We start from the raw sequence: 13126 nt of genomic DNA, 5'->3' as shown, positions 1-13126 counted from the left end.
GGCGAGGCGATCTGCGATCCCGAGGCGGGCGGCTGGATATTCAAGATCGTCACGCAGGACATCGCCGGCATCGGCATGGATACGCTGACGGCCTATTCGTCGACACCGGGCGTCGTCGTCAGCAACGGACCGGTCATTCCCGTGGTGCCGCCGCCGGGCCTGATTTCCCTGAGCGGCGCAACGCCCGGCCAGACGGTCGCGATCGATGTTTGCGGCTTCGACGACGCCGCGCGCCTGACGGGGGAGCCCTATGATTGCTGCCGGGCGACCCTGACGGTGAAGGTGCCGGAAGAAATCTGCACGCCGGCCGAGGAAGGGAGCATGGGGCGATGACCGTTTATGCATCGCTCAAAACCGCTGCCTTGTGGACCGCCGTCGTCGCGGGGGCAGGCGCCGTGGTGCTCTTCGGCCCGCGCCTGATGAGCGACGGGGACGGCATCTCGTCATTCACGAAATCCGCCTATGACGCCCAGGGCAATCCGGTGACGGGACCGGTATCGGTCGGACAGATCATTCAATATGTGTTGCGCTACAGTCCGCCGATGGTCGGTTCGTCGGGACCCGTGAGCATCGTCGACACGCTCAGCCCCAATCAAACCTACGTCGCCGGCTCCATCGTCGCGCCCGGCTGGACGCCCTCGACGCCCGAATACAATCTGAACACCGAAACCTACAGCAGCCCCGGCTTCGGGCCGGGTACGGGGTTCACGCTCAATATCCCGGCGATATCCGGCTCGGCCGGCATCCAGGGTGGCAGCGGCGACGGCTACGAACCCGTGCCCGTCGTCACCTCCGTCGGCACCAAGGTCTTCGGCATCAATCACCACGAAGCCATCAACGGCAAGATCATGTGCTGGCTCGGCGCCACACTGGCAAACTGCACGCCGGCCTATCCGCTCCGCGTCAGCACGTCGCCGGAACAGCTTACGACGCCGGATTTTCCGCATGCCACGGTATACGACAGGAAAATCTACTTCCCCGTCGGCCGCTATGACGAGGTTTCGAGGACGACGCTCGAATTCGGCATGGGATGCTGGGACGCCGAAACGGACACGGCCTGCGCCTTTGTCGGGTTGCCGGGGCAACCGAGCCTCAACATGGGCGGTACCGCCGGACCTTATGTCGGCGTCAACCTCGATTTCTATGTCGCGGGCGTGAGAGCAGATCCGCAGAACCCGTCGCGCCTGCTGATGTTTGCGCTCGACGAGGTCTATTGTGTCGACATCGCCCTGCCCGGCGCGCCGGCCTGTGCGGGCTGGACACCGCCGACGATCCCGCCGCATACGACCGGTGCGCGATCGCGCGACATGTTCGTCGAAGAGAATGGAACGCGCCTCTTCGTTTCCGAGACGCTGCCGCCGCGCGTCTACTGCCTGAATTTGTCGGACGGCTCGTTTTGTGCGGGCTGGCCAACCGGCGGTGTGAGTGGCGGCGCAACGTCTGGAACCCATCTCGGCCCGGGCATCGACAGCAGCGGCATCATGAATGCGATCTGTCTGGTCCAGACTTTCGGCCCGAGCAATTTCCGCTGTTTCAGCACCGCCAACGGAAGCAACGTGACGGCGTGGCCGGCCTCACTGTCGTCGTCGCCGATCTTTGCGGCCTATCACATTCCGGGCACCACCCGCGTGCTCTACCCGCCCTATACAGGCGCCATTACGCCGAAATGCCACGATTTTGCGACGAATGCCGCCTGTGCGCCGTTCACGCCCTACTGGAAAAGCTCGGGCGCCTGGGTCGACGGCGGCGGTACCACCCGGGGGAGCGTCGGCGATTATGGCTATGCGTCCGATCCGTCCGCCCCGCAATCATGCATCTACGGGCTGGGTCATGGCGGCCTTCTGGTGCGCTTCGGACTGGACGGAACGGCTTCGGCCGGTGCCTGCACGCCGCAGGATTATCACGCCACGTTCAATCTCGACGATCTGTTCTGTTTTCACAAACCCGAGAACGCGACATGGACGACGATCGAGATTCTCAATCGTCCGGCGGAACTGGCCGGCGGCACGATCACGCTCAGGGACGGTTCCGGAACGGTGCTTCAGACGATCGCCGTGACGGCGGCCAATAGCTATACCGTCAACCTGTCCGCGACGGGCACGAACGGCACCGTCACGATCGACTTCACGCCGACCTATACCGGCAGCACACTGCCCGAGACCGATTACCAGATCAGGCTGAACTACACCGCCGACGAGCAGGCGCAAATCTGCTACCGCGCGACGGTCGAGGGCTGCGGGGAGGTTTCGAACGCCGCCACCTTGACGGATGAATTCTCGACGCTGGAGGCCAGTATCGACCTCGGGCTGGCCGCAGGGGGCGAATGCGGTCCCGTCACCGGGACCGATTGCCTGGAACTTGTTCCGTCTCTCGCGGCAAACCCGGATGGAACGGGGGTGTTGACCCTTTCCGGCGGCGGGCCTTCGGGTTTCGCCTCGACGCTCGTCACCCTGCGTCCGACGACCGGCGGCGTTACCGTCGTCTCGCCGTCACAGACATTTGGCGGCGGTCAGATTCAGGGAGACTGGAATCTGACCGGTCTTGTCCCCGGCGCGACGGTCAAGTTCGAGGTCGATGCGGTCGACATCGGCGGCGGCAGCAAGCCGGGTACGGACGAATGCTGCTCCGGCACCGTCGAGGTGACGGTGCCGGAAGACGATACCGAGCCCGAAGAAGAGCCGGAGATCATCGACCTTACCGTCGAGAAGACCGGTGAGGCGGGGATCGAAGAAATACAGGGTGCGGGACCGCCGACAATCGTCAACTTCGTCGATTTCACGCTGCGCGTGACCAACACAGGCGCTCCCTTTACCGGTCAGAATGCGATCGTGGTGACGGATGTCGTGCCGCCGGGAATGAGCTTCACCAACGCATCCGGCACGGATTGGGACTGCGGCCCCGTCGGCCAGTTCCCGATTCTCGCCGGCGGTACGCTGAGCTGCACCTATCTCGGTACGGCGCAAATCGCCACGGGCGCGCAACTGCCGCCGATCACGATCAGGGGTAACGTGTCGACGAATTCGACGGCGTTTGCTTATGAAAATTGCGCGGCGGTCGCCCCGGCGCCGGAATCAGGTCTCACCGACGGCAACGACACGAACAACCAGAGTTGCGCCAGCGGCGAGATCGACCCGCCGACGGTGACGCCGCCGCTGCCGCCAAAACCGGAACCCGAATGCGATCCGCGCAGCACGCGTCTCAAGGGCGGCCAGTGCCAATGCCGCTACGAAGGCATGACCCGCAAGACCGCGACCGCCTGTGCCTGCGCGAGCGGCGCGTCGCTCGTCGCCGGCAAGGGCTGCGTGGAGAACCCGGTCTGCGACAAACATTCGGCGGTGCTGCGCGGCGGTGAATGCAGCTGCCGGTATCCGACCATGACCAGGATTTCGCCGACGGCCTGTTCCTGCCCGGCCGGAGATTTTCTTGTGACCGATGTCGGCTGCGTCCAACCGGTGGAGCGGAGCACTCCGGACGAGCCGAACGTACCCGAGGTGACGGAAGAAGTGACGGAAGAGGCGCCGGCCTCGTGCGGGGACGGCCAGGCGATGGAGGCCGGCTTTGGCTGCGTGCCGATCTGTACGGCACCGATGACGCTCAATGGCGACCGCACGGCCTGCGAATGTCCGAAGGGGACACGCGAAGAGAAGGGAAGCTGCGTCAAGAAGAGCAATTTCCTGGACAATTTCAATATCGGTATCGGCATCGGTGTTGGCGGCAGCAGATCGCGAAGCAGCGGCGGCGGCGCACCAATCGATCTGGCACCCTGAGCCACGTCACCCGCTCCGGTAAGGCTCTGGCGATCCTTCCGCATGCTGCGGTAATCCGTCATCGAGCGCCAGCCACGGCACGCGCGACGACACCCAGATATGCATTTCCGGATGAATGGCCGCCGGGTTATCGAGCGTCGCCAGCGGCACGCCGAGGCGGGGGCCGTCGAGCGGTTCGAGCGTGAGGCGCGTGCCGCAGGCCGGACAGAAATGACGGAAGAGACGCGCCGAGGATTGCCAGCGCGCCGTTTTTCCCGAGACCGTCACCCCTTCTTTCGGAAACGACGCAACCGCGAGGAAAGGCGCACCCATCGCCTGCTGGCAGATGCGGCAATGACAGATACGCGCGCCGAGCGTTTCGGCCTCGATGCGATAGCGCACCGCGCCGCAGGCGCAGCCGCCTTCGTAAGGTGGTGGGAGGTTTTGAGAGTTAGCGGGCACTGACAGCCTCCTGCGCGGCCAAATCCGGGGCTATTTTGCCAAACACCGGGAGCGGCATATCCTTTCGGCTTCCGCTCTGGCATAGCAAGGCCGGCGGGGACGTGTCTCGACCGGGCCTGCCGCCCCTCTGTGAGAAGTATCCCATGTCCGTCGCTGCGACATCCATCTCCGGCCTGTTCGTCGTTCGCTGGCCCATTCTGGAAGACGGGCGGGGCTTTTTCAAACACAGCTACCAGGCCGGCGAACTGGCCGAGGCGCTGGGGCGGGCGCCACGGCTTGCCCAGGGCAATCACTCGCGCTCGCATGCCGGCGTGCTGCGGGGCTTCCATACGGAGCCTTGGGACAAGCTCGTCTATGTGCCGCGCGGCACGATCATGTTCGCGGCCGCCGATGTGCGGCCCGAGAGCCCGACTTTCGGCAAGACCGAAACATTCCTGCTGGGCGACGCACCCGGCGAATTCGCGCGTATCTTCGTCAGCCGGGGTTTGAGCAACGCCTTTTATTGCCTGACCGAGACGGATTATCTGAACGACGTGTCGGCCGAGTTCGATCCGCGCAATCGGTCGGGCGTCGCCTGGAACGACCCGACGCTCGCGGTCGCATGGCCGACCGACCATCCCGTTCTGTCGCCGAACGACGCCTTGCAGCCCAGCCTTCGGGAGCTGTTCCCGGACCACCGGATATTCGAGAAGAGCCCAGACCGCCGCCGGGAACCGGTGTAGCGGCGGAACCGGCTCATGGCGCCCTATGCGAGCATCATCATTCCGACGCATAACCGGGCAAGCACATTGCCCGCGTCGATACGCTCCGCGCTTGCCCAGACTGTCGGCGACATCGAGGTTCTGCTCGTCGGCGACGGCGTGACGCCGGAGGTGCGGCGGGTCGCGCAGGCTTTCGCGCGGCAGGACGGGCGGCTGCGCTTTCTCGACCTGCCCAAGGCGCCGCTGCGCGGCGTCGCCAATCGGGACCTCGCCGTTCGCGAAGCCGCCGCCGAACGGATTTTCTACAATGACGACGACGATTTGCTGCTGCCTTCGCATGTGGAAGTGCTGGGCGCCGCGCTCGACGATGCGGATATCGCCGATACGCCGCCCGTATCGGTGCAGCCCGACGGCAGCGTCTGCCTTGGCGTGCACGATTCCGCCCATCCGGCGATCAGGCGGCTGCTGATCGAGGAACGCTTCAAGAGCGTCTTCGACACGCATCTGGCGCACCGGAAATCCGCCTATACGGAAAATGCCGGCGCCTGGATGGCCGCGACCGACCGGCGGGTCGTGCTGCATATGCTGAAATTCTTTGCCGGCGACGCCGCGCTGCGCTGGACATCGGTTCACCGGATCACCGCGCTCTCCTTTCACGGCGGCTGCCGGACCGGCATGACCGGCGAAGCGCGGGCGCGGGAAATCGCCCATTGGGAAACGCGGATCGCCGCCGGCGATCTCGAAACGCAAATCCGCCGCGCGGGAAGCTACGCCTTCTATCTATGGGTCACACTCAGCCAGTTGCGGAACCTCGGCGATCCGTCGCGCGATGCCGCCGCGCGGCATCTTGTCGGATGGCTTGAAAACGAGGTGGCGCTCGACGCCCGGCAAACCGCCGCCCTGGGCGCGGTCCGAATGATCGTCGAGGGCACGTATCCCGGCGAGGCGGATGCTCTCGTCGCTTTCGACGATCTCCTTGAGGCGCGCATCGGGCCGTTTTTTCCGACAGGCGAGATCGTCGCGCGGTTTGCCGCGGCCTGTCCGGCCGATTTCATGCAGCGCCTCCTGGCCGGCTGCCGCCCGCGCCCAGCCCTGGCGCTGGCACGGCTCCACCTTGCCGCGCGGGAGGGCGCGATCGACGCCGAAGCGGTGACGGCCGTCGAGGCCGCCATGGCGGAAACGCCGGAGGGTATGCGCTTCTTTTTCGGACTGGCCGCGCTGCAATGCTTCGTCGCGCATGGCGACCTCGATGCCGCCTGGGGCTGGTCGGAACGCCTGCGCGAGATCGCGCCGCATTCCTATCGCGCGCAACGGCTCTGGCGGCTCCGGCTCAGGATCGCCAGGGCGCAGGGCCGCGCCGCCGAGGCCCGTGAAGCGGTGCGGGAGATCGAGCGCCTGGAAGACTGCGTCGATTGAAGGCGCTGAAGCGGGGACGTGTTTGCGCCGCGGAACGCGCGCGGCCGTTGCGCGAAAAAAGTGGTGAGCCCTGATGGGATCGAACCATCGACCTACTGATTAAAAGTCAGCCGCTCTACCGCTGAGCTAAGGGCCCGCCGGAGGGCGGAATCTCGCGCCGCCTCTCAAAGGTGGGCGGAACTTAAGGGGCGCGTCCCACGGGGTCAACAGCGGGGATGGATTGGGCGTAAATCCTTTTCGGGCTTGGGGATTCGGGGGATGGAGGCTGTGTTGGCCCCGCTCCTCACACCGCCTCGATGTCGCCCGCCGCCTGCTGCGCCTTGAAGTCTGCCGCGAAGGCCTCGAAGCGTGCTTCCGCGATTGCCGTGCGCATGCCGGCCATCAGGCTCTGGTAGTAGTGGAGGTTGATCCAGCTCACCAGCATGGAGCCCAGCATCTCGCCCGACTTGACGAGATGATGGAGATAGGCGCGGGAATAGTCGCGTGCGGCGGGGCAGGCGCTTTCGGCGTCGAGCGGGCGCGGGTCGGCGGCGTGGCGGGCGTTCTTGAGGTTGATCTTGCCGCGGGCGGTATAGGCGAGGCCGTGGCGGCCATTGCGCGTCGGCATCACGCAGTCGAACATGTCGATGCCGCGGCGAACCGCTTCCACGAGATCGTCGGGCGTGCCGACGCCCATCAGGTAGCGCGGCTTGTCCTCGGGCAGCGCGGGCGTCGTGAAGTCGAGGACGCGCAGCATTTCCGCCTGCCCCTCGCCGACCGCGAGGCCGCCGACCGCATAGCCGTCGAAACCGATTTCCCGGAGGCCGGCGGCGGAGGCCGCGCGCAGGGGCTCGTAGATGCTGCCCTGCACGATGCCGAAGAGCGCCATGCCTTCGGCGCGGTGCGGCTCAGCCTCGAAGGCGGCCTTCGAGCGCGCGGCCCAGCGCAGCGAAAGTTCCATCGACTTTTTGGCTTCGGCTTCCGTCGCCGGGAAGGGCGTGCATTCGTCGAGCTGCATCTGGATGTCGGAACCGAGCAGGCACTGGATTTCGATGGAGCGCTCGGGCGAGAGCATGTGGCGCGAACCATCGAGATGCGACTGGAAGGCGACGCCCTCCTCCGTCATCTTGCGCAGCTTCGAGAGCGACATGACCTGGAAGCCACCCGAGTCCGTCAGGATCGGATGCGGCCAGTTCATGAATTTGTGGAGGCCGCCCAGCGCGGCGACTTCCTCGGCGCCCGGGCGCAGCATCAGGTGATAGGTGTTGCCGAGCACGATGTCGGCGCCGGTGGCGCGCACCTGCTCGGGATACATCGCCTTGACGGTGGCGGCCGTGCCGACCGGCATGAAGGCCGGGGTGCGGATTTCCCCGCGCGGTGTCGAGATGGCGCCGCTGCGGGCGTTTCCGTCGGTGGCAGCGAGTGAGAAGGAGAAGGCGCTCATGGTGCGGCCTTATAGATCAGGCAGGCATCGCCATAGGAATAGAAGCGGTATTGCGCCGCGACGGCATGGGCATAGGCGCGCTTCATCTCATCCAGCGAGCGCAGCGCCGAGACCAGCATGAAAAGCGTCGAGCGCGGCAGGTGAAAATTGGTCATCAGCAGGTCCACGGCGCGGAAGCGGTAGCCCGGCGTTATAAAGATGTCGGTCTCGCCGCGAAAGGGATGGATGCGGCCTTCGGCATCCGCCGCGCTTTCGAGCAGGCGCAACGACGTGGTGCCGACCGCGACGACGCGGCCGCCCCTGGCGCGGGCCGCCTCGATGGCTGCGGCCTCCGCAGGCGATATCTCGCCCCATTCGGCATGCATCTTATGGGCTTGCGTGTCCTCGGCCGTGACCGGCAGAAACGTGCCGGCGCCGACATGCAGCGTCAGGCGGACGCATTGGACGCCGCGCGCTTCGATGGCGGCCATGAGCGCAGGCGTGAAATGGAGGCCGGCCGTCGGCGCGGCGACGGCGCCGGGCTCGGCGGCGTGGAGCGTCTGGTAGTCGGTGAGGTCGGCCGCGTCGGTCGCGCGCTTTCGGGCGATGTAAGGCGGCAGCGGCATTTCGCCGGCAATGGCGATGGCGGCATCGAGCGCGGCGCCGGAGAGCGAAAAGCGCAAGCCCGCCTCGCCGCCCTCGCCTTTTTCTGCGACGGTAGCGACGAGCCCGCCGGCAAATTCGATCGTTTCGCCGATACTGAGCTTCTTTGCCGGGCGCAAAAAGGCGCGCCATTCGGCATCGCCGCTGCGCAGATGGAGCATCACCTCGATGCGCGCCTCCGCCTCGCCGCGCCGGCGCATGCCGAAGAGACGGGCTGGGATCACCTTGGTGTCGTTGAAAACGAGAATGTCGCCCGCGCGGAGATGCGCCGGCAGATCGCGGACGGTTTCGTCGGCCAGCGCGTTTTCATCCGGACCGATAACGAGCATCCGCGCCGCATCACGCGGACGCGCCGGCCTGAGCGCGATCAGCGCTTCCGGCAGTTCGAAATCGAAATCGGAAACGCGCATGGGGTGGCGGGAGCGGGAGCCCCTACGCCGCATCCGCCGCGACGCGCATCTTGACGATGCGGTCGGGGTCGCGCACCGGCTCGCCGCGCTTGATCTTGTCGACGGCGTCCATGCCCGAGATCACCCGGCCCCAGACGGTGTATTGCCCGTCGAGGAACGAGGTGTCGCCGAAGCAGATGAAGAACTGGCAATCGGCGCTGTTCGGGTCCTGGGTGCGGGCCATCGAGCAGGTGCCGCGCACATGCGGCTCCTTCGAGAATTCAGCCGGCAGCTTCTTGCCCGAACCGCCCGAGCCGGTGCCGGTCGGATCGCCGCCCTGTGCCATGAAGCCGTCGATGACGCGGTGAAAGGCGATGCCGTCGTAGAAACCTTCGCGCGACAGTTCCTTGAGCCGCGCCACATGCTTCGGCGCGAGGTCGGGACGGAGTTCGATGATCACCTCCCCATGCGGGATTTCCATGATCAGCGTGTTTTCGGGGTCTTTGATCTCGGTCATATGGGCCTCAATTTACCTTGGCGTCGGCGGCAACCTGCATCTTCACGATCCTGTCGGGATCGGAAGGCGGCTCGCCGCGCTTGATATTGTCGACAAATTCCATGCCCTCGACGACGCGGCCGAAGAGCGTGTATTGCCCGTCAAGAAAGCTCGCGTCGTCGAGCACGATGAAGAACTGGCTGTTGGCGCTGTCGGGGCTATGCGAGCGCGCCATGCCGAGCGCGCCGCGCGTGAAGCTTTCCTCGGTCGTGAACTCGGCCCGCAGATCGTCGAGAAACGAGCTGCCCATACCGGTGCCCAATGGGTCGCCGGTCTGAGCCATGAAGCCCTCGATGACGCGGTGAAAGGTGAGGCCGTCATAGAAACCTTCGCGGGCCAGCGTCTTGATGCGCTCGACATGGTTGGGCGCGATTTCGGGCAGCAGCTCGATGACGACGCGGCCGTCTTTCAGGTCGAGCCAGATGGTGTTTTCAGGATCGGCCGCGAGCGCCTTTCCCGAAAACCCGGCCATGGCAAAAAGCGCGATCAGCGCGGTCGTCAGCTTACGCATATCGGAACTCCGTTTTGCGGTTACTTCTTTTCGGCGATGCGAGCGAGCACCTTTTTGGCAACGCTCCCGGGAACGAACGGCAGGATGTCACCGCCCATCGAGGCGATCTGGCGCACAAGCGTGGAGGAGATGAACTGCGTTTCCGGCGAGGCCGCCAGAAACACTGTCTCGACTTTCGGGTTCATGACGCGGTTCATGCCGACCATCTGCGTCTCGTACTCGAAATCGACGGCACCGCGCAAGCCGCGGATGATGACGCCGGCACCCGCCTCGTCCGCCGCATCGACGACGAGCCCGGAAAAGGAGGTCGTGCTGACTTTGGCACCCGCCGCTTTCGCCAGCGGCGCGGCCTCGGCCTCGATGAGCTGGAAACGTTCCTCAAGGGTCAGAAGCGGCGTCTTGGTGGCGTTGAGGCCGATCGCGACGACGAGATGGTCAACCAGCGTCAGCGCGCGGCGAATGACGTCGAGATGCCCGTTGGTCATCGGGTCGAAGGTGCCGGGATAAAGGCCGATGCGCGCCATATGGGCTCTACTCCTGATCTTCGCCGGAACCGGTTTCGGCGCTTTCCTCGACCCGTTCGACGGAGACGACACGCTCGTCGGGCGCCGTGCGGAAAATCGTCACGCCCTGCGTGCCGCGCGCCTGGATCGAAATATCGTGGACCGGACAGCGGATGAGCTGACCGGCATCGGTGACCAGCATGATCTGGTCGTCGTCCTCGACCGGGAAGGAGGCGATCAGCCGGCCGTTGCGCGGGCCGATATCCATCGCGATGACGCCCTTGCCGCCGCGGCCCTTGGCCGGATAGCGATAGGAGGAGGAGCGCCGCCCGAAACCCTTTTCGGTGACGGCGAGCACGAATTGTTCCTTGGCGCCAAGCTCGGCATAGCGTTCGGCGCTCAGGGACAGTTCCTCCGCCGGCGTATCCTCAGCATCTTCCTCGTCGGTCTTCGAGGGGCCTTCCTGTTCGTCGGCCTCGCCGAGCGTGGCGCGCCGCATGGCGGCGGCCTGTTTCAGATAGGCCTCGCGTTCGGCCGAGGTCACATCGACATGGCGCAGGATCGTCATGCCGATCACCTCGTCGCCTTCATCCAGCCGGATGCCGCGTACGCCGGTGGAGGTGCGGCCGGCAAAGACGCGCACTTCCGGCACCGGGAAGCGCGCCGAGCGCCCGCCCGCCGCCGTCAGCAGCACGTCGTCATCCTCGGAACAGATCTGGACGCCGATAATGCTGTCGCCCTCGTCCTCGAGCTTCATCGCGATCTTGCCGCTGCGATTGATCTGGATGAAATCGGACAGCTTGTTTCGCCGGACGCCGCCGCTCTTCGTGGCGAACATCACATGCAGGCTCTCCCAGCTCTCCTCGTTTTCAGGCAGCGGCATGATGGTGGTGATGGTCTCGCCCTGCCTGAGCGGCAGGATGTTGATCATCGCCTTGCCGCGCGCCTGCGGCGTCGATTGCGGCAGACGCCAGACCTTGAGCTTGTAGACCATGCCGGTGGAAGAGAAGAAGAGAACCGGCGTATGCGTGTTGGCGACAAAGAGGCGGGTGACGAAATCCTCGTCACGCGTCGACATGCCGGCGCGGCCGCGGCCGCCGCGGCGCTGCGCCCGATAGGTCGAGAGCGGCACGCGCTTGATATAGCCGTGATGGCTGACCGTGATGACCATGTCCTCGCGCTGGATCAGGTCTTCGTCCTCGAAATCGGTTTCGGATTCGATGATCTCGGTGCGGCGCGGCGTCGCGAATTCCGATTTCACCGCCAGCAATTCGTCGCGCATGATGGTGAGCACGCGTTCGCGGGAACGCAGAATGTCGAGATAGTCCGAAATCTTTTCGCCAAGCCCCTTGAGCTCGTCGCCGATCTCGTCGCGGCCGAGCGCGGTGAGGCGCTGCAGGCGCAGTTCGAGAATGGCTTTCGCCTGCTCCTCCGACATGCGCGTCGTGCCTTCATCCGACAGGCGGTGCCGCGGGTCGTCGATCAGCGCGATCAGCGGCGCGATGTCGGCGGCCGGCCAGTCCCGCGCCATCAGGCGTTCGCGCGCTGCGGCCGGGTCGGGCGCGGTGCGAATGAGCTGGATCACCTCGTCGATATTGGCAACCGCGATCGCCATGCCGACCAGCACATGGGCGCGGTCGCGCGCCTTGGTGAGCTCGAATTTGGTACGGCGCGAAATCACTTCCTCGCGGAAGGCGATGAAGATCGAGAGGAACTGCTTGAGGTTCATCAGTTCCGGGCGGCCGTGATCGAGCGCCAGCATGTTGCAGCCGAAGCTCGTCTGCAGCGGCGAGAAACGATAGAGCTGGTTCAGGACGACGTCGGGCATGGCGTCGCGGCGCAGCTCCACCACCACGCGCATGCCGTTGCGGTCGGACTCGTCGCGCAGATCCGAAATACCTTCGATGCGCTTCTCGCGCACCAGTTCGGCAATCTTCTCGACCATCGAGGCCTTGTTCACCTGATAGGGGATCTCGGTGATGACGATGGCCTGGCGATCCTTGCGGACCTCCTCGATTTCGACCCGGCCCCGGACGACGACAGAACCGCGGCCGAGATGATAGGCCGAGCGCGCGCCCTGGCGGCCCTGCATGATGCCGCCGGTGGGAAAATCCGGCGCCGGAATGTGCTCGATCAACTCGTCGACGGTGATGTCGGGATTATCGATCTGCGCGATGCAGGCGTCGATCACCTCGCCGAGATTGTGCGGCGGGATGTTGGTCGCCATGCCGACGGCGATGCCGCCCGCACCATTGACCAGCAGGTTCGGAATTTCGGCCGGCAGGACGACGGGCTCCCTCTCGGAACCGTCGTAATTGTCCTTGAAGTCGATCGTGTTCTTGTCGATGTCGCGGAGCAGCGCATGGGCGGTCTTGGCCATGCGCACTTCGGTGTAACGCATGGCGGCCGGCGGATCGCCGTCGACCGACCCGAAATTGCCCTGCCCGTCGAGCAGCGGCAGGCGCATGGAAAAATCCTGCGCCATGCGCACCAGCGCGTCATAGATCGACTGGTCGCCATGCGGGTGATATTTACCGATGACGTCGCCGACGACGCGGGCCGATTTGCGATAGGGCTTGTTCCAGTCGTAGCCGTTCTCGTTCATCGAGAAGAGGATGCGGCGGTGAACGGGCTTGAGGCCGTCCCGTGCATCGGGCAGCGCGCGGCTGACGATCACGCTCATCGCGTAATCGAGATAGGAGGAGCGCATTTCCTCTTCGATGGAGATCGGGGAAACGTCGCGTTCCGGCGGAGGACCGCCCGCCGCGCCGCCCGCG

At 65.4% G+C, this 13126-nt stretch carries 10 protein-coding genes, 1 tRNA gene and 1 pseudogene; 4 read left to right on the top strand and 8 right to left on the bottom strand.

The genetic code is table 11. From position 1 onward, the window contains the following. Together WEB61_RS01475 and WEB61_RS01470 are read left to right on the top strand one after the other, a co-directional pair. A pseudogene (locus WEB61_RS01475) lies at positions 1-333 on the top strand (hypothetical protein); the annotation flags it as partial. Further along, entirely contained in the window at positions 330-3767 is a 3438-nt protein-coding gene (locus WEB61_RS01470; protein WP_368062551.1) for a hypothetical protein, read from the top strand. The pseudogene WEB61_RS01475 and the gene WEB61_RS01470, both read left to right, overlap by 4 nt. A 6-nt stretch (positions 3768-3773) precedes the next feature. Here WEB61_RS01470 and WEB61_RS01465 read toward each other — a convergent pair whose 3' ends face one another. Further along, positions 3774-4208: a GFA family protein gene (locus tag WEB61_RS01465; protein WP_368062550.1), complete on the bottom strand. Its 435-nt coding sequence runs from the start codon at positions 4206-4208 to the stop codon at positions 3774-3776. A gap of 143 nt (positions 4209-4351) precedes the next feature. Here WEB61_RS01465 and WEB61_RS01460 point away from each other — a divergent pair, with 143 nt between their 5' ends. Together WEB61_RS01460 and WEB61_RS01455 are read left to right on the top strand one after the other, a co-directional pair. Beyond that, positions 4352-4930, top strand: a complete 579-nt coding sequence (locus WEB61_RS01460; RefSeq protein ID WP_368062549.1) for a dTDP-4-dehydrorhamnose 3,5-epimerase family protein — start codon at positions 4352-4354, stop codon at positions 4928-4930. A 15-nt stretch (positions 4931-4945) separates the two neighbouring features. Further along, positions 4946-6325 carry a glycosyltransferase family 2 protein gene (locus WEB61_RS01455; RefSeq protein ID WP_368062548.1) on the top strand — a complete coding sequence of 460 codons (1380 nt, stop codon included), beginning with the start codon at positions 4946-4948 and terminating at the stop codon, positions 6323-6325. Positions 6326-6386: 61 nt separating this feature from the next. Here WEB61_RS01455 and WEB61_RS01450 read toward each other — a convergent pair. The 7 genes from WEB61_RS01450 to gyrA form a co-directional block, all read right to left on the bottom strand. After that, a tRNA-Lys gene (locus WEB61_RS01450) sits at positions 6387-6461 on the bottom strand. Between the two features lie 147 nt (positions 6462-6608). After that, positions 6609-7748 carry a tRNA guanosine(34) transglycosylase Tgt gene (gene tgt / locus WEB61_RS01445; RefSeq protein ID WP_368062547.1) on the bottom strand — a complete coding sequence of 380 codons (1140 nt, stop codon included), beginning with the start codon at positions 7746-7748 and terminating at the stop codon, positions 6609-6611. Beyond that, positions 7745-8800: a tRNA preQ1(34) S-adenosylmethionine ribosyltransferase-isomerase QueA gene (queA, locus tag WEB61_RS01440; protein ID WP_368062546.1), complete on the bottom strand. Its 1056-nt coding sequence runs from the start codon at positions 8798-8800 to the stop codon at positions 7745-7747. The genes tgt and queA overlap by 4 nt, the downstream gene beginning before the upstream one ends. Positions 8801-8822: 22 nt before the next feature. Continuing rightward, entirely contained in the window at positions 8823-9296 is a 474-nt protein-coding gene (locus WEB61_RS01435) for a peptidylprolyl isomerase (RefSeq protein WP_368062545.1), read from the bottom strand. A 7-nt stretch (positions 9297-9303) separates the two neighbouring features. Beyond that, positions 9304-9846, bottom strand: coding sequence for a peptidylprolyl isomerase (locus WEB61_RS01430; protein ID WP_368062544.1), 543 nt, complete (start codon positions 9844-9846; stop codon positions 9304-9306). A gap of 20 nt (positions 9847-9866) precedes the next feature. Then, positions 9867-10370: a pantetheine-phosphate adenylyltransferase gene (gene coaD / locus WEB61_RS01425; protein WP_368062543.1), complete on the bottom strand. Its 504-nt coding sequence runs from the start codon at positions 10368-10370 to the stop codon at positions 9867-9869. Between the two features lie 7 nt (positions 10371-10377). Beyond that, positions 10378-13077 (bottom strand): DNA gyrase subunit A, encoded by a 2700-nt coding sequence (gene gyrA / locus WEB61_RS01420; RefSeq protein ID WP_368062554.1) that lies wholly within the window; start codon positions 13075-13077, stop codon positions 10378-10380. Positions 13078-13126: the final 49 nt, after the last annotated feature.

The sequence above is a fragment of the Parvibaculum sp. genome (assembly GCF_040882025.1).
Taxonomy (GTDB): Bacteria; Pseudomonadota; Alphaproteobacteria; order Parvibaculales; family Parvibaculaceae; genus Parvibaculum.
This window is presented reverse-complemented; position numbering and strand designations above follow the sequence as displayed.

Bases quoted from the DNA above. Each gene is read 5' to 3' on its own strand.
- WEB61_RS01470 (WP_368062551.1), top strand. From the start codon at position 330: ATGACCGTTTATGCATCGCTCAAAACCGCTGCCTTGTGGACCGCCGTC.
- WEB61_RS01460 (WP_368062549.1), top strand. From the start codon at position 4,352: ATGTCCGTCGCTGCGACATCCATCTCCGGCCTGTTCGTCGTTCGCTGG.
- WEB61_RS01455 (WP_368062548.1), top strand. From the start codon at position 4,946: ATGGCGCCCTATGCGAGCATCATCATTCCGACGCATAACCGGGCAAGC.
- tgt (WP_368062547.1), bottom strand. From the start codon at position 7,748: ATGAGCGCCTTCTCCTTCTCACTCGCTGCCACCGACGGAAACGCCCGC.
- queA (WP_368062546.1), bottom strand. From the start codon at position 8,800: ATGCGCGTTTCCGATTTCGATTTCGAACTGCCGGAAGCGCTGATCGCG.
- WEB61_RS01435 (WP_368062545.1), bottom strand. From the start codon at position 9,296: ATGACCGAGATCAAAGACCCCGAAAACACGCTGATCATGGAAATCCCG.
- WEB61_RS01430 (WP_368062544.1), bottom strand. From the start codon at position 9,846: ATGCGTAAGCTGACGACCGCGCTGATCGCGCTTTTTGCCATGGCCGGG.
- coaD (WP_368062543.1), bottom strand. From the start codon at position 10,370: ATGGCGCGCATCGGCCTTTATCCCGGCACCTTCGACCCGATGACCAAC.